The 15,180-nt window shown below is 59.2% G+C and carries 15 protein-coding genes and 1 pseudogene; 9 read left to right on the top strand and 7 right to left on the bottom strand.

The features are described from left to right. Positions 1-425: 425 nt before the first annotated feature. Both K9B32_RS18510 and K9B32_RS18505 read right to left on the bottom strand, forming a co-directional pair. Positions 426-899: an AtaL-like protein gene (locus tag K9B32_RS18510; protein ID WP_224564798.1), complete on the bottom strand. Its 474-nt coding sequence runs from the start codon at positions 897-899 to the stop codon at positions 426-428. A gap of 31 nt (positions 900-930) precedes the next feature. Further along, positions 931-1,800, bottom strand: coding sequence for an SDR family oxidoreductase (locus tag K9B32_RS18505; protein ID WP_224564796.1), 870 nt, complete (start codon positions 1,798-1,800; stop codon positions 931-933). A gap of 104 nt (positions 1,801-1,904) precedes the next feature. On the opposite strand from K9B32_RS18505, the gene K9B32_RS18500 reads away from it, so the two are divergent. Both K9B32_RS18500 and K9B32_RS18495 read left to right on the top strand, forming a co-directional pair. Next, positions 1,905-2,795: a LysR family transcriptional regulator gene (locus K9B32_RS18500; RefSeq protein ID WP_224564794.1), complete on the top strand. Its 891-nt coding sequence runs from the start codon at positions 1,905-1,907 to the stop codon at positions 2,793-2,795. A 339-nt stretch (positions 2,796-3,134) separates the two neighbouring features. Further along, positions 3,135-3,617 (top strand): hypothetical protein, encoded by a 483-nt coding sequence (locus K9B32_RS18495; RefSeq protein WP_224564792.1) that lies wholly within the window; start codon positions 3,135-3,137, stop codon positions 3,615-3,617. A 164-nt stretch (positions 3,618-3,781) separates the two neighbouring features. On the opposite strand, the gene K9B32_RS18490 is transcribed toward K9B32_RS18495, so the two are convergent. From K9B32_RS18490 to K9B32_RS18475, 4 genes are all read right to left on the bottom strand, one after another. Then, positions 3,782-4,225 (bottom strand): nuclear transport factor 2 family protein, encoded by a 444-nt coding sequence (locus K9B32_RS18490; protein ID WP_224564791.1) that lies wholly within the window; start codon positions 4,223-4,225, stop codon positions 3,782-3,784. Positions 4,226-4,584: 359 nt separating this feature from the next. Beyond that, a complete protein-coding gene (locus tag K9B32_RS18485) occupies positions 4,585-5,205 on the bottom strand; it encodes a hypothetical protein (RefSeq protein WP_411969722.1) in 621 nt (206 codons plus the stop codon). An 87-nt stretch (positions 5,206-5,292) separates the two neighbouring features. Further along, positions 5,293-6,723, bottom strand: a complete 1,431-nt coding sequence (locus K9B32_RS18480) for a DUF1254 domain-containing protein (protein ID WP_224564957.1) — start codon at positions 6,721-6,723, stop codon at positions 5,293-5,295. Between the two features lie 295 nt (positions 6,724-7,018). After that, a complete protein-coding gene (locus K9B32_RS18475; RefSeq protein WP_224564789.1) occupies positions 7,019-7,291 on the bottom strand; it encodes a hypothetical protein in 273 nt (90 codons plus the stop codon). Between the two features lie 142 nt (positions 7,292-7,433). Here K9B32_RS18475 and K9B32_RS18470 point away from each other — a divergent pair, with 142 nt between their 5' ends. Both K9B32_RS18470 and K9B32_RS18465 read left to right on the top strand, forming a co-directional pair. Next, positions 7,434-9,143, top strand: coding sequence for a tetratricopeptide repeat protein (locus tag K9B32_RS18470; RefSeq protein WP_224564955.1), 1,710 nt, complete (start codon positions 7,434-7,436; stop codon positions 9,141-9,143). A 50-nt stretch (positions 9,144-9,193) separates the two neighbouring features. Next, the gene (locus tag K9B32_RS18465; RefSeq protein ID WP_224564787.1) at positions 9,194-9,631 is read left to right on the top strand and encodes a DUF2721 domain-containing protein; all 438 of its coding nucleotides are present in this window, start codon (positions 9,194-9,196) and stop codon (positions 9,629-9,631) included. Positions 9,632-9,762: 131 nt separating this feature from the next. Here K9B32_RS18465 and K9B32_RS18460 read toward each other — a convergent pair. Beyond that, a pseudogene (locus tag K9B32_RS18460) lies at positions 9,763-9,882 on the bottom strand (LysR family transcriptional regulator); the annotation flags it as partial. A 161-nt stretch (positions 9,883-10,043) separates the two neighbouring features. Here K9B32_RS18460 and K9B32_RS18455 point away from each other — a divergent pair. From K9B32_RS18455 to K9B32_RS18435, 5 genes are all read left to right on the top strand, one after another. Then, positions 10,044-10,940: a helix-turn-helix domain-containing protein gene (locus K9B32_RS18455; RefSeq protein WP_224564785.1), complete on the top strand. Its 897-nt coding sequence runs from the start codon at positions 10,044-10,046 to the stop codon at positions 10,938-10,940. A 236-nt stretch (positions 10,941-11,176) separates the two neighbouring features. Further along, entirely contained in the window at positions 11,177-12,262 is a 1,086-nt protein-coding gene (locus K9B32_RS18450; RefSeq protein ID WP_224564783.1) for a sugar ABC transporter substrate-binding protein, read from the top strand. An 84-nt stretch (positions 12,263-12,346) separates the two neighbouring features. Beyond that, positions 12,347-13,168 carry an ATP-binding cassette domain-containing protein gene (locus K9B32_RS18445; RefSeq protein ID WP_224564781.1) on the top strand — a complete coding sequence of 274 codons (822 nt, stop codon included), beginning with the start codon at positions 12,347-12,349 and terminating at the stop codon, positions 13,166-13,168. Beyond that, the gene (locus K9B32_RS18440) at positions 13,165-14,424 is read left to right on the top strand and encodes a sugar ABC transporter permease (protein WP_224564779.1); all 1,260 of its coding nucleotides are present in this window, start codon (positions 13,165-13,167) and stop codon (positions 14,422-14,424) included. The genes K9B32_RS18445 and K9B32_RS18440 overlap by 4 nt, the downstream gene beginning before the upstream one ends. 26 nt (positions 14,425-14,450) lie before the next feature. Continuing rightward, a complete protein-coding gene (locus K9B32_RS18435; RefSeq protein ID WP_224564777.1) occupies positions 14,451-15,179 on the top strand; it encodes an SDR family oxidoreductase in 729 nt (242 codons plus the stop codon). Position 15,180 lies beyond the last annotated feature (1 nt).

Here is a 15,180-nt window from a genome sequence, read left to right as displayed (position 1 = left end):
AGCGAACATGGTGTGCGACGGTTTCCCTGGTGCTTGCAAGATATCGAGGCCTGGAGCGGCAGGGAGGGGACCAAGGCCAAGCCTTAGTGGTGGCAGCTCCTATAGGCCATGTCGGCCATGACGCGCCATCAAAAGTGAATGTTGGCGCGAATTTTCCGCCCTGTCTTAGCCTGATTTGGAATGTCGTGACAGGATCACGTCACGCGGTAATGCCGCCTACGCTAGCGCTGGCTTACTTGCCTATCCGCTGCTGTGCCCCTTGCTTAGACAACCCCAGCACTGCCTGGGATGCCGTGTAGAGAATGAGACGCGAGTACACCTGCAATCAACCTCGCGGTCCTGCCGTCAATCAACCCATTATCAGTCGAACAAGAAAGTAGGGCGACCGCACAAGGCGCCGCCGTACTGATCTGCTTTGAAACTGATTACAGGTTTCCCTCTGCAACAAGTGCGCGGGTCGGCTTCACCGTCGCCAGCAGGGCGGCCTTATAGCCGTTCTCGCCGGCAAGCTGAGTCTGCTGGGCTTGCTCCTCAAGAGTATTTGGCTCTTTGCCACGCAGGCCCATGTAACAGTAGAAGCGACGCTGCAGTGCGCCTTCTTCATCCTCGAACAGTTCGTTGATGATCGCGCCCTCGCGTGGACCAGCCGCCTGGAAGAAGGTGACCTTGCTCTCCGGCTCAAGCGTGACGATTTCGCGCAAGTTGTTACCACCGATCGTGGCTTCCCGCGCGAAGTGCGCCGCGCTTTCCTCGACAACCTCACAACGGGTGCAGAGCCCTGGGGCGAGAAACAAGCGCGCGTCGCGTGCTTTGAGTTCAAGACCCTTCCACGCCTGAGCGCGCGTCAGCCGGGTTTCGCCTTCCGGGTTTACCGGAACAATGGCGGTCGAATAGATCACGATGATCGTCCTTTCGTGATAGCTGCTTCCATCAGGCCGAAGCAGCGGTTTCCAAGGCGAAGTCGCGATATTGTTGCAAAGGGCGGCCAAGCAACGCAGTCAGGCGCTCGACGTCGCCAGCTTCGGGAAGCATACCGTCGGTCAAGAAGCGTTCGCCCATCAGACGCATGTCGTAGGCCATCCAGGTAGGTACGAACTGCTTCAGATTCTGCTCAAACCCTTCGGTGTTGTCGCCGCCGTAGTTGATCGGGCGCGCAAGCACATCTGACCAGATGGCGGCGATATCCGTTCCGGTCAGCACCTGTGGGCCGACGAGGTTGATCCGGTCGATTGCGAGCGGCTCTGAAGCCTGTTCACGGCGCAACAGCTCACGGGCGGCGATTTCGGCGATATCCCGGACGTCGATCATGGCAAGGCCCTTGGCACCGATTGGCATTGTGTAGGCGCCGTAGCCGGTGATGACGTCTTTGACCATCAGATCGTTCTGCATGAAGTAGGCCGGACGCAGGATCGTCGCCTTGAAGTCCATCTGCTCGATCATCCGCTCGACGCCGAACTTTCCGGCGAAATGCGGCACGTTCACATAGAGGTTGGCGTGGATCACCGACAGATAGACGATCCGCTCGATGCCGGCCGATCGGGCGACGTTCAGCGCAATCAAAGCCTGGGTGAATTCGTCCGGCACCACGGCGTTCAGGAGGAACAGGGTCGACACGCCTGACATGGCGTTGCGCAGTGAGTCGACGTCGAGGAAGTCGCCCTGCACGACGTCGACGTCAGCCGGGAATTCGGCTTTCGATGGGTCGCGGGCGAGAGCGCGTACATCCGCACCGCGCTTGACGAGGTGTTCAACGACTTGGCGGCCGATATTGCCCGTGGCGCCGGTAACGAGAATGGTCATGGTATTTCTCCGTGTTCGGTTGCTTGACACGTCCAATATGTGTGGTTCACTGACAGTCCAATAGACAGATATTTTAGACGCGGCGTCTCACAGGTGGAACACTCATGGATCTTCTTGCCCTCGCCGATTTTAATCTCGTTGCCCGCCATGGTGGTTTCGGCAAAGCCTCAAGAGCGACCGGAAGGCCCAAGGCAACACTGTCCCGGCGCGTCGCGGAGTTGGAAAGCGGGCTTGACCTTCGGCTGTTTGAGCGGGGCGCGCGGAACCTCAAGCTGACCGAAGAAGGACGGGCGCTCTTCGAGCGGACAGGGAGGTTGCTCGCCGAACTCGACGAGACGACTTCGGCGATCGCATCCGGCGGCCACACGCCCAAAGGAAAGTTGCGCATCAGCGCGCCGGTGCTTTTCTCCCAGAGCGCGATGGGAAAGATCGCAGCGGAGTTTGCACTGAAATATCCAGAGGTCAGGCTGGAGGTCACGACTGAGGACCGGCCTGTCGACATGATCGAGGAAGGCTACGATCTGGTCATTCGGGTTAATCCAGACCCTGACGAAAGCCTGATTGGGCGTGCTTTTCTTCGCGACCGGCTTGTCGTGGTGGCAAGCCCTGCCCTCCCCCGTCCGACGAAAGATGTTGCCGCTCCCGGCGTGGTGCGGGGCGCAGGCGAGCGGCAAAGATGGCGCGTGATGACACCAAGCGAGCCCTCCGCGATTTCGATTGAACCTGTCCTTGGTCTGGCTTCCCTCATCATGGTCCGGGATGCCGTGCGGATCGGGGTCGGTGCTGCACGTCTTCCCATTTCGCTGGTGGCTCATGACCTGGCCGACGGGAGACTGGTTAATTGGGGTGATATTGACGGACCCGAGATCGCCCTATGGGCGCTCTACCCATCTCGCCGTTTGCTTAGTGCGCGCGTGTCTGCGTTCCTCGACTTTCTCAAACAGTCCTTCCCGAATGGGACACCGGACGAACTTGCCGCCTACATCAATAGATGATGACGTTGGCTGGCTTCAGTCTAGACCATGCACAGATACGGCGGCCCCGTCGACAAAATCGGAGCCAGCGTGGAAGCTCCTTCAAGCGCTCAAGGCCATCAAGCAGCCCACGCTCATCGTCCACGGCAGCCCATGGCGGTCTCGACCGTTTCAATAAGTTTTCGTTTCTGACATCGAAGCTGCACCAGGGCGGCGTCCTCTGGGCGCTCAAGGGAAAAGCGACCGTCCTCGAGGACTGCACGAGCGGGTGTCGCACTGGCCTTTCGCGCCCTGGCCTCTCGCGAGGCAATCATTTTTCCGGTATTTTTGCCGGTGTTTTCGCCAGTCAGCGAGAGCCTAATGCAATCGCACGTCGCAGCATTGTCAGAGCTGGCCGCCTGCCTCCCGCTAGCTCGCCTTGTACATGCCAAGCTTCTGCGTTTGGACGAGGCAGGCGAAGAGCCTCACTTCCCGATCTCGGAGATGATGTCGGCGATCCGCAAAAGCGCACGCTCTCACATCATCAATATCGAATACGAGGGATGGATCCCCGACATGTGCCCTGGAACCATTTTGAACGCAGGAAAATCAGGTGTGCAACACCCCTTTCGACCTTTGGACGTCGGCAATCCCTTCCAGATAAGGCCTCACCCTCACTCACCCAGCTTCAGTGCCGAAACCGCACTCTTTGGAACTGACTTTGGCAGTCCTGCCCGGATTGCTGCCCTTGCTGTAAACGGAAGTGTCGCGTCCAGCCACGCAATCTACCGCAGTCGTCTGATTGGACGAATCCAATCAAACGACCGCGAGCAATTGGCGACAGCAACGCCGTCGAACCATTAGGAGAATGATCCAGAGGACTCTTTCAGCGATCCAGCAAAGACTTCAGCTCTGTGTTCAGGTGAGCAAAGGCTCCAAACACCTTGAGCCCTTGCCTTTCAAATCGGGATCGCCAACGGTTCCCGGCGCGGCGACGGCGGAAGCGAGCTCGGCGTGAAGCGCGTAGCCTAAGGTTTCAGATTCAACAGCGCCCGCCCGCTTCCATCCATGGCGAACGGAACTGAAGCATGCTGGTGGGCCACCAACCAGCGCCCGTCGCGCTTCACGAGGCCGAGGGTCTGGCGAAACCACAGATCCACCTCGGCACCATCGGTCTTCGTTCCGGTCATGTGGAGCAAGCCGCTCCAGAAAGCGACGTCTCCGCCGACCGTCAGCTTGGCATCGCGTACTTCGCCGCCGATTGGACCTTCCCATGTGTCGAACCAGTCCTGAAGGCCCGCCTCGTCCTTGCCATGGTAGACAAGCGGTGGCGCCAGCGAAAACTCGACGGAGTCCTCGATCTCGTAGGAGAGTGCGTCCTTGGCATTCTTATCGGCGAGCGCGGAGGCGCGCATCACCAGCATAGCTATAATCGCTTCTTCATCGAGGTTGGGATTGGTCTCTTCGGACATCTGCGATCCTCCTGTTCCTGAACAGAGGACGATCGGAAGAACGACAATCCGACATCGTCCACAAACAATCGAACGTGGAATATCGGCTGTGCTTTCTGGAACTCGTGCCAGTAGTCAGCGACGGTTGTCACTAGGTGCGGGAAGCTGACAGCCTGCCCGAATGCAGCGGCACCCAGATCGCCGATTTTCGCATCGCCGTACGGCCTCGCCTGCCCGTCCATCACGCATGCTCCCGCCCACGCGCAGACAACCGCGTCCGAGGAGATTGGCGGACGACTGGATCTCTGCTTCGGGGCTTGAATGCCGTGCGACAAGGAAAGCAATCGAAGCGCATGGCCAAGCGGCTCGTGGACAGGGGCCTAGTAGCACGGTGGATATGGATAGAAGCCACAAGCGGGCCGGCCGTAAGCAGCCGCGGCTCCCGCCGCTGCTCCGGCATACCATGCTCCCCGATAGGCCGCTCTTCGTGCTGCCCCCGCGAAGGACACCGGCGTGAACGGCATTCCGATGATATCTATGAACGTCGAAGCGGGACCATCCGCCTTATCGATACTTCCTTCGAGAACGTCGACGGCGAAAGTCAGCGTGTCGCCCTCAAGCGTCGGCGATTTCAAGGTCACAACGACATCCTCGACAGATCCGCCGGCTTTTCCCAGAACTGATACGGTTGCGTTTGGTGGGTCTTTTGCAAAGCTGTCGGCGCCCGTGGCCCACTCCTCTATCAATTGGGAAGTCAGCACATGGCCTGCGGCGCGCACCGGACGGTCGGCGAACATGATGGAGTTCGGTGACACGCCGGAAAGTACAAGCCGTCCGTCGACAAGGCGTGCTCCCTTGGAACTGAGCACGATCAGGGCAGGTTCGACTTTCGGCTTCGCGCTGCCAATGGATTTCGTCGCAGGAGCCGAAATTGCGTCCTGTGCCAGCGTCGCGCCGGCATAAAAGGCAAGCCCAACCAAAGCTGCCGCGGCAAATGTAATTTCTCTGAACGTCACGGGTTTTTCTCCCTCGATTGATGAGAAGTCTCATGCCCGTCGTCCGGTTTCCGGGCGACGGGCCGAGCGGGTCTAGCCGACTTCCTCGACCGGCGGGATTGTCCAGGTCGCGTCGATGATCGACGGGTCGTTCTCGTTTGGCCAATACAGTCTCAACATCAGGTAGAACTTGCCTGCCGGCGCAGGCAGCCAGTTCGACTCCTTGCCGGCGCCGGGAGACTTGTGCTGCAGGAGAAGGTCCAATGACCCGTCGGCGTTGTACTTCAGATCCTGGCGGGGGCTGATGGAGTAGCGATTGATCGGGTTGGCGACGAAGAAGTAGTTCTCGTCGTACATGGTGAGTGACCAGAAGCCCGAAACCGGCGGCGTCTTGCCTTTCTCGAAGTGGATGACGTAGTTCTTTTTGCCGTCATATGGACGATGGTGGGCGTCCCTTTCGGACGTCGGGTAAACGGCGTCCTGGGGTCGATTGGCGCCGAGACCGATCGCCGTGATGAGTGCCCGCATGAGATAGTCGGTTCCGTACAGGCCGGTCTTGGTCGTAAACGCCCAGCCATCGATGTTCTTCACCTGACTGTTGATCTTGAACTGGAGCATGATCCGATCGAAACCGACGGTGGGAATCCGGTCACGGAAGTCGGCCTTCAACTTGCTGGCGTCGAAGTCCTCGCCCGAGACCAATCCTATCCGCGCAAAACGTTCCAATGCGGGCGCATCTGCGTCTGACGGCCGATTTGTCTTCATCAGTTCTGCGAGGAGAGTAAAATACTCGACTGCGCTCAGGCGGTTGACCTGATCGCGCACAGCCGTTTTCATGTCGATCGACGGGTCGACCTTGCCGGCCGGAGGCGTGTAGTCTTTTCCATAGGCGCTCAGCGGGACCAGCTTGAACTGATCCTGCAGCTTATGGACCTCGGCGTAATCCTCGGGGGTTCCCGTGCAGTAGATGCGGCCCAGCAGCCAGACCATGTTGGTGGGGGACTCGTATTTCGTGACCCCTTCGGGAAGCGCGCCGCTCCAGCCGGGAGCCGTGATGGCGTAGGTCTGCGGCCCCGTGCCCGTCGTCCGCTTGCCCGGCACCTGAAAGACGTTTGTCCATCCATCGAGCATTGGCAGCAGAAAATACCGCCCTTTCATGTCCGGCACGCTCAGCACGTAGGGCTCCTTGCCGACGTCGAAGAAGGAGGTCGTATACAGGGTATCGGCGTTCGGTGCCGTGACATCCTTGAAGGAGGCGTCCGGATACTCCCGCAGCTTGATGATGTGTCCCATTGGGCCGCGGGTGCCCTTGACCTCGGGTACATTGGTTATGACGCGGCGGGTCATCTCCATCGTCACCAGGGGGTAGCCGTAGATGTATGCGTCGGTTGCAATCCAGAAGTCCTCTAGGTCCTCGCCGATCTGCAACCCTCCTTCGCCGAATTCGGCGCGGACGGGAGAGATTGCGGTTCCAGCGAGTAAGCCGAGGCCGGCGAAAGTCAGGGTGCGACGGGTGATATTCATCATCATGAGCTCCTGCTGTGATAGACGGACGCAGCATGGACAGCTCACCTAGAGTTGCGGAGGTATCTTACAGTAGTTTACTGTGTGCCCGCGTCGGGCTGAGCCTGGGGCTCATTGAAGTGCGCACTGATGCGAGAACGTTTCAATGTCATCCGGACGCGCTTTGCTCGAAGAGGCGGGCCTTGGCTGGGAATTGTTGCCGGTTCCACTGCAGAGACGCTGCAGGGGCCCAACTACCTTCCGAGCCGCGCACGAGAACGCCGCCACCGCTATATCGAGAGCCCGAAAGGGCACATCAAATAGGATTTCGCTTCTGCTGCAGCGCGCCGTCTATTTCCTTTGCCAGGCGGTCGACGAGGTCCTGCCACTCGATGCGCCTTTCCGAACGTATAGCTGGCGGAAGTTGATCGACGTTTGAAAGGGCGGCTTCAGCGACTGCAAGCTCCTCACACAGGTCGAGGAAAGTCTGGTCCGTCTCCATCATCCGACGGATGGTGAACTCGCGCTCGGGAAACCGGCGAAGTACCGAGGATAGAGTTGCTTGCCTGTTTTCTGTTAGAGTCTTCATACCGCGATCCCAACTATCGATCACTATACTCGGAACTCTTGCCGCACCCAGAAATGGCATGTAATTAACATGAACTATCAGGGGTAAACACGTTGGGAACGGTCGAGCCTCAAGATGCGCAAGGCTTGGGGAGGCGTTCGTGATGGAAGCAGAAGCCCAAAACGGCGCAAGTGAAGGGTCAAGTATTCCTGTAGACGCCTGCCGCGACCAGCTTGCTCAAATTCTTGACAGCGCTGATTTTGACGCCACCGATCGTGAGCGCCGATTTCTCAGCTACGTCGTAAATGAAACCTTGTCTGGGCGCGGCGAGCGCATCAAGGCCTACTCGATAGCTGTGGAGGTATTTGGTCGCGACGCCTCCTTCGATCCACAAGCCGATCCCATCGTCCGTGTTGAAGCGGGCCATCTCCGGCGCGCACTCGAACGGTACTACCTTACCGCCGGACTGGCCGATCCCATCCGCATCAGCATACCGAAGGGTGCCTACGTTCCGACATTCTCCGTGCATGGCACCCGCAGTGCCGGCGCCCAGGAACCGTCCGCCACCCCCACACTCGTGCCAGCGCCGGCGAGCGTAGGGTTCAAGCTGCCGGTCATAATTGCAACTGCGATATTGATCGCGGTCGTTCTAATGGTGTGGTGGAGGGTCGATTCGCCTCGATCCGTCGCGAGCGGGCCGGAAATCCCGCGTCTGGCGGTCGAATGGTTTGAGGACTTGTCTGGCAAGCAGGGGTCCGCAGCCTTGGCCCGCGGCCTCACGCAAGAGGTTGTCAGCGGACTGTCAAAATTCAAGGACATAGTCGTCGTTCAATCACCCAGTCCCGAGGTTGGACGTCGGGTTCGATACGTGCTCGGGGGAAGCTTGTATATGTCGGCTGAAACTTTCCGGCTGCAGATCAGCCTCCGCAGCAATCCAGACGGGACCGTACTTTGGGCCGCGAGCTATGATGGCCCGACAACGGTTCGCGACCTTCTAAAGTCCCAAGCCGACATCGCCAACAACGTGGCGACGACTCTCGCGCAGGCCTACGGAGTCATCTTTCAGGCGGACGCGAAGCTAGTCGTTCCCAACCCTCCGGACGACTGGGCCGCATATGCCTGCACGCTTTCCTACTATTCCTACCGAGCTAACTTCAATGCAGCCGTTCGGCCGTCGGTCCGCTCGTGTCTTGAGAAAGCCGTCGAACGCTTCCCCGGCTATGCTACCGCCTGGGCGCTTCTGTCGCTGACCCTCATCGACGAGGCTCGCTTCGGTCACCCTATCGATCCAATCAGGTCGCCGGCATTGATCGAACAGGCACTCGCCGCTGCACGGCGTGCGGTGGAACTGGAACCGTTGAATGTGCGAGGACTGCAGGCGCAGATGTTTGCCCTCTATCTCAGGAAGGAAGTCGATGCGGCCATGAAAGTGGGCCGCCGGGCGCTTTCCATCAATCCCAACGATACCGAACTCATGGGCGAATACGGGTATCGGCTGGCGATGTCCGGATACTGGAACGACGGGTGTGCCCTGGTGGCGAAGGCATGGGAACGCAATGCAGGGCCTCCAGCATACTACGAAGCCGCGCTTGCCGTTTGCTCATACTTCCGCGGAGACTATGAGCAGGCCGCTATGTGGATCAGAAAGGCTGATACTCCTGCCAACGCTCTCTATCACGTAATTGCGGTCGCGATTTTCGCCGAAGCCGGTGACGGAGCTCTTGCCAATCGTGAGCGCGATTGGCTCATAGAGCATGAGCCGGCTCTGGTGCGAAATCTGCGCAACGAAGTGGCCCTGCGCTTCACCCGTTCCGAGGATATCGCATTTTTCCTGAGCTCGCTGAAGAAGGCCGGGTTGCAGTTTTCAGAGTGAATTGCCGGAGCCTCTCGCATAGAGGCGCAAATCAACAATCAAGAGGAAGTATGATGCTGAGCGAAGTAGCAACCGCTGAACAGATCTCTCGCGTGATCTCACAAGCGACTGCCCCAGCCTTTCTGTTGGGAGCGGTGGCAGCATTCATCTCGGTCTTGATCACACGCATGAACCGGATCGTGGATCGCAGCAATTTTTTGGGCGCTCTCCCCGAGGGCGACCCCGGCCGCAGTCGTCTAGAGGTCATCCTGCCACGATTGAAGCGGCGCGCGAGATTGCTCAATAAGGCAATAGAATTCGCCGTGATAAGCGGAATATGCACAACCGTGCTTGTCATATTGGCGTTTGCTAGCTCATTTCTTAACTTCAAGCACGAATACGGCGCGGCGGTCATGTTTTCGGTCGCGCTCTTGTTCTTCGCCGCTTCCTTAGTGGCATTGCTGTTCGAGGTGCGGGCCGCACTACACGACCTCGATTTCTATGTGTAAGCAACGCCAGATGGCCTGAACGTTTACGAACCGGTACGTGACAGATCTCTGCGGTTGTTCTGTGTTTCGATCGTTCGAGGAAGGCCGGCGCCGCTTTGGGCCCGATAGTGTTTTACTCGGCATTGCTGGCGCCCTGCCCTGGTCAGTTCGACCCGCCGGGTCGAGCGGACAAACAGCGGACAGCCAAGCTCCTTTTCCAGCGCCATGACGTGATTGCTCAAGGCTGGCTGGGTGGGTATCCAGGCAATCATGAAGCGGATGACAAAAAAGTATCGGTGCGCAGGGGCAAATGTGGTGGAGCGCCCTGTCGCATCCGGCTAAACTTCATTCATGGTCGCGGGATGGAACCGGGAGAGCTCCACCTGCTTTTAGCCCAGTAATAGAGTGTGGAGACCCTGGGAGGGGTAGTCGTATGAGGGATGTATCAGAGCCCGATCTGGAAGTCGTCCAGATACGTTCCGGCGAGTCCTTCAAGATGTGGTCGCATGGATACCCTTATCATACGGTGCGGTGGCACTTTCATCCCGAATATGAAATCCACCTGATCACCGAAACCTCCGGCTGCTATTTCGTTGGCGACTTCATCGGCGATTTCCAGCCGGGGAATTTTGTCATGACCGGCCCGAACCTGCCGCACAATTGGGTAAGCGAAGTCCTCGACAACCGGCGCATCGAGCAGCGCTGCATGGTTTTGCAGTTCTCCGAGCAATTCATCGATGGCCTGCTTGCCATCCTGCCGGAACTCAAAGGGTTTCGCTCGGTGCTCGCCGACAGCCGTCGGGGCGTCCTCTTCCCTGTCGAGACCGCCGCACTCGCCAAACCGATCATGCAGGAGATGCTGGATGCCACCGGCGCGCGTCGCATCGCGCTTTTCATGCAGCTTGTCGAACTTCTGACGGCTGCAAACAATCACGTGGCGTTGACCACGTCCGCCTATCAGCCCGATCCGTCCGGTTACATGTCGATCGGCACCAACAAGGCCCTGGCATTTATCCGCGAGCGACTAACGGAGCCATTTTCCGAAACCGACCTGGCGGCGATCGCCGGTCAAACGCCGAGTGCGTTCTCCAGGTCGTTTCGCAAACATACCGGCTTCTCGGTGGTTCAGTATGTGAACCGCCTGCGCATCAACCTCGCCTGCCAGCTGTTGATGAGCAGCGAGGACATGCCCGTTATCGATATCTGCTACGCTTCCGGGTTCAACAACCTTTCGAATTTCAACAGACACTTTCTCGCGCAGAAAGGGATGCCGCCCTCCAGGTTTCGAGCCTTGCGGGCACAAAACGAAAAAGCGGTGGAGGCCGCCTAGCTAGGGAGGACAGGGAGGAGACAGGACACATTAATGGCAAGTTTGAACGGAGACCGTGGCGGCCTCCGCAAGGGAACGCTTGCCTTCAGATTCATAATAGGTGCGCCTCAGCAGCATGGCCGGCGACGGTCTTTGACCGCGATTCCGCCCAGAGGCTTTGTGCGCTTTGCACTCAGGCCAACCATGCGCCTGAGACGGTAACTGCAACAATCGATCTCTTCAATGGAGAAACCGAAATGACGCAACTCTCAACGAAACTCGCAGGCGCCGCGATCCTGGCCTTCGGCCTTCTCAGCGGAACGTCCGTCTTTGCACAGTCGGCCAAAGTCACCGACGCGACTGTCGCATTCCTGATGCCCGACCAGAGCTCGACGCGTTACGAAGAGCATGACTTCCCGGGCTTCCAGGCGGAAATGGCCAAACTCTGCGCCGGCTGCAAGGTGATCTACCAGAATGCCAACGGCGACGCCTCCCGTCAGCAGCAGCAGTTCAACTCCGCGATCTCGCAAGGGGCCAAGGCGATCATCCTCGATCCGGTTGACTCAACCGCTGCTGCCTCGTTGGTGAAGATGGCACAGAGCCAAGGCGTCAAGGTTATCGCCTATGACCGCCCGATCCCTTCTGCGGCTGCCGACTACTATGTCTCCTTCAACAATGAAGAGATCGGCAAGATGATTGCCGTATCGCTCGTCGAGCATTTGAAGAAGAACAACGTCAAACCGGAAGACGGTGGTCTGCTTGAGATCAACGGCTCTCCGACCGATGCAGCCGCCGGCTTGATCAAGAAGGGTATCCATGCCGGTATCGCTAAGGGTGGATATCAAGTTCTCGCAGAATACGATACACCGGAGTGGGCGCCACCGAAGGCACAGCAGTGGGCAAGCGGGCAGATTACCCGCTTCGGCAAGAAGATCATTGGTGTCGTAGCGGCCAATGACGGTACTGGTGGTGGCGCAGTCGCTGCCTTCAAGGCTGCCGGTGTGGATCCGGTCCCCCCGGTGACAGGCAATGACGCCACGATTGCCGGCCTGCAGCTGATCATTGCTGGTGATCAGTACAACACGATTTCCAAGCCGAGTGAGATCGTTGCTGCCGCCGCCGCCAACGTCGCACTGCAGTTGCTTTCCGGTGAAACGCCGAAGGCGGATACGAAGCTGTTCGACACGCCGACGCAGCTCTTCACGCCGGCGCTTGTGACTGCAGAGAACCTGAAGGCCGAAATCATCGACAAAACCGTCAACGGTAAGCCGATCCAGACGCCTGAACAACTTTGCGGCGATCGTTACGCCGAGGGTTGCAAGAAGCTGGGTATCGGCAGCTAAGAACTCCTCCCGAGGGCCCTCCGGCGCATGTCGTCGGGGGGCTCATTGCAGGCATCACGAAGTCATACGGAAAGGCTTGCCTCGATGACGGACACCCAACATGACGCGCCCCCGACCGGCGAGCTGGTGCTCAGCCTGCGTGGCATCTCCAAGAATTTCGGCGCCGTTTCAGCCCTGACGGATATCGATCTCGACGTGCATGGGGGCGAAGTCGTGGCGCTGGTCGGCGACAACGGTGCGGGCAAGTCGACACTCGTCAAAATTCTTGCCGGCGTCCACCAGCCGACATCGGGCACAATCACTTTCGCGGGCAAGCCCGTAACGCTCGCTGACCCCAGCACGGCACTTGATCTCGGTATTGCGACGGTCTTCCAGGACCTCGCGCTCTGCGAAAATCTCGATGTGGTGGCCAACATCTTCCTTGGCCGCGAGACCAGTCCGCTAAAGCTCGATGAAGTGTCGATGGAGGTACGCTCCTGGACGCTCCTGAATGAGCTGTCGGCGCGCATCCCCAGCGTCCGCATTCCGATCGCCTCGCTTTCCGGCGGTCAGCGTCAGACGGTGGCGATTGCGAGATCGCTGCTGTTGGAGCCGAAGCTTATCATGCTCGACGAGCCGACCGCTGCGCTCGGCGTGGCGCAGACGGCGGAGGTCTTAAATCTTATCGAACGGGTCCGCGACCGCGGCCTCGGCGTGATCATGATCAGCCACAATATGGAGGACGTGCGGGCCGTGGCAGACCGCATCGTCGTCCTGCGTCTTGGCCGCAACAATGGAATATTCTATCCCGACGCCACCAACCAGGAACTCGTCAGCGCCATCACAGGAGCTGCCGACAATTCCGTCTCCCGCAGGGCAAGCCGACGCCAGGCGCCGCGCGAGATCACAGAGGGAGGAACCCCATGAACAGCAACGCCAATCAGAGCGCGCCATCCGCACCGTTGCTGGATAGGAGCGACGTTCGCGTCAAGCATGAAACCGGCGTGAGCGGCGCCATCCGGGCCTTTGCCGATCGCGTGAGATCGGGCGATCTAGGGTCGCTGCCGGTCGTCGTCGGCCTAGTTCTCATCTGGACCGTCTTTGCGTCGCTCAATCCCATCTTCCTGTCGGCCAACAACCTCGTCAATTTGCTTTTCGATGCATCGACCGTCGGCGTCATCTCGCTTGGCATCGTCTGCATCCTCATGGTTGGCGAGATCGACCTGTCCGTTGGCTCGATCAGTGGCTTTGCTTCTGCGCTGGTCGGCATGCTCTGGGTCAACGAAGGCTGGCCGGTTGCGCTGGCGATTGTCGCTGCTGTTGCTGCCGGCGGTGTCATCGGTGCGCTTTATGCATTGCTCTTCAACCGCCTCGGAATGCCGAGCTTCGTTTCGACACTCGCTGGTCTTCTGGCGGTCCTCGGCATGCAGCTTTATCTGCTTGGCGCTACCGGTTCGATCAATTTGCCCTACGGCTCTGCAGTGGTGAACTTCGGCCAGCTGCTGGTCATGCCGGACGCCGTTTCCTACGTTCTCGCCGCCATTCCCGGGATCGTGATGTTGATGACCGGTTACCGGACCGTCGTGCGGCGCCGCGAGGCTAGCCTGTCCTCGCAGTCGCTTGGCAGTCTTGTGTTCCGTGCGGTTATTATCACCGTGATGCTCGAGCTGATCGTTTTTTATCTTAACCAGGACCGCGGCATTCCGTGGATGTTCGGTCTGTTCGTCGGCCTTGTCGTAACGATGAGCTATGCGCTGACCCGCACAAAGTGGGGCCGCTCGATGACGGCGGTCGGCGGCAATCGGGAGGCCGCGCGCCGCGCCGGCATCAATGTGCGCCTGATCTACACGAGCGCTTTCATGGCCTGCTCGATGCTGGCAGCGCTTGGCGGCGTACTGTCTGCCGCGCGCCTGGCATCGGCAAGCCAGCAGGCTGGCACCGGCGACGTCAACCTGAATGCGATAGCCGCTGCCGTGATCGGCGGCACCAGCCTCTTCGGCGGCCGCGGCAGCGCCTATTCGGCACTGCTTGGCATCATCGTCATCCAGTCGATTGCCAACGGCCTGACGCTGCTCGATCTGTCATCGTCGCTTCGCTACATGATCACCGGCGCCGTTCTTGCCATTGCCGTCATCGTCGACTCCCTTGCACGCCGTTCGCGAGTGTCCCACGGACGCGCGTAAAACTAAGACAAAAGGTAAGGAATGCTATGAGACAGGAACTTTCTGGAAAGGTCGCTGCAATCACCGGCGCGGCCTCGGGGATAGGGCTTGAATGCGCAAAGGCATTGATCAAGGAGGGCGTCAACGTCGCGCTCATCGATCGGGCAGAGGATTCATTAAAGCGGATCTGCGCCGAACTGGGGCCACAGGCGCTCCCGCTGGTCGTCGATCTGACAAGCCCGGAAAGTGTTGCGACAATGATGCCGCAGGTCCTGGAGAAGTTCGGCAAGCTCGATATCTTCCACGCCAATGCCGGTGCCTATATCGGCGGAGACGTGGTTGAGGGAGATCCGGATGCCTGGGACCGCATGCTGAACCTCAATATCAATGCCGCCTTCCGTTCCGTTCAGGCCGTGCTGCCGCACATGGTTGAGCGGCAGACCGGCGACATCATCATGACCAGTTCCATTGCGGGTCTCGTTCCCGTCGTTTGGGAGCCGATTTACACCGCCTCCAAATTTGCGGTACAGGCTTTCGTGCACACGGTTCGCCGACAGGTGATGAAGCATGGGATTCGCGTCGGCGCCGTTGCGCCGGGACCCGTTGTCACGGCCCTGATCAGCGATTGGCCGAAGGCGAAGCTCGAAGAAGCCATCGCAGCAGGCGGGCTGATAGAGGCAAGCGAAGTGGCTGATGCCGTCATGTTCATGCTCTCGCGGCCGCGGAACGTGACAATCCGCGACCTCGTCATTCTGCCTCACAGCACGGATCTCTAGA

This window comes from Rhizobium sp. 3T7 (genome assembly GCF_020166565.1).
GTDB lineage: Bacteria > Pseudomonadota > Alphaproteobacteria > Rhizobiales > Rhizobiaceae > Rhizobium.
Note: the sequence above shows the minus strand (reverse complement) of the source record. Positions and strands in the feature narration are given on the sequence as shown.

Excerpts from the sequence above, each read along its gene's own strand:
- K9B32_RS18480 (WP_224564957.1), bottom strand. The coding sequence starts at position 6,723 with ATGAATATCACCCGTCGCACCCTGACTTTCGCCGGCCTCGGCTTACTC.
- K9B32_RS18465 (WP_224564787.1), top strand. The coding sequence starts at position 9,194 with ATGATGCTGAGCGAAGTAGCAACCGCTGAACAGATCTCTCGCGTGATC.
- K9B32_RS18470 (WP_224564955.1), top strand. The coding sequence starts at position 7,434 with ATGGAAGCAGAAGCCCAAAACGGCGCAAGTGAAGGGTCAAGTATTCCT.
- K9B32_RS18505 (WP_224564796.1), bottom strand. The coding sequence starts at position 1,800 with ATGACCATTCTCGTTACCGGCGCCACGGGCAATATCGGCCGCCAAGTC.
- K9B32_RS18440 (WP_224564779.1), top strand. The coding sequence starts at position 13,165 with ATGAACAGCAACGCCAATCAGAGCGCGCCATCCGCACCGTTGCTGGAT.
- K9B32_RS18435 (WP_224564777.1), top strand. The coding sequence starts at position 14,451 with ATGAGACAGGAACTTTCTGGAAAGGTCGCTGCAATCACCGGCGCGGCC.
- K9B32_RS18445 (WP_224564781.1), top strand. The coding sequence starts at position 12,347 with ATGACGGACACCCAACATGACGCGCCCCCGACCGGCGAGCTGGTGCTC.
- K9B32_RS18495 (WP_224564792.1), top strand. The coding sequence starts at position 3,135 with ATGCAATCGCACGTCGCAGCATTGTCAGAGCTGGCCGCCTGCCTCCCG.
- K9B32_RS18450 (WP_224564783.1), top strand. The coding sequence starts at position 11,177 with ATGACGCAACTCTCAACGAAACTCGCAGGCGCCGCGATCCTGGCCTTC.
- K9B32_RS18500 (WP_224564794.1), top strand. The coding sequence starts at position 1,905 with ATGGATCTTCTTGCCCTCGCCGATTTTAATCTCGTTGCCCGCCATGGT.
- K9B32_RS18455 (WP_224564785.1), top strand. The coding sequence starts at position 10,044 with ATGAGGGATGTATCAGAGCCCGATCTGGAAGTCGTCCAGATACGTTCC.
- K9B32_RS18490 (WP_224564791.1), bottom strand. The coding sequence starts at position 4,225 with ATGTCCGAAGAGACCAATCCCAACCTCGATGAAGAAGCGATTATAGCT.
- K9B32_RS18475 (WP_224564789.1), bottom strand. The coding sequence starts at position 7,291 with ATGAAGACTCTAACAGAAAACAGGCAAGCAACTCTATCCTCGGTACTT.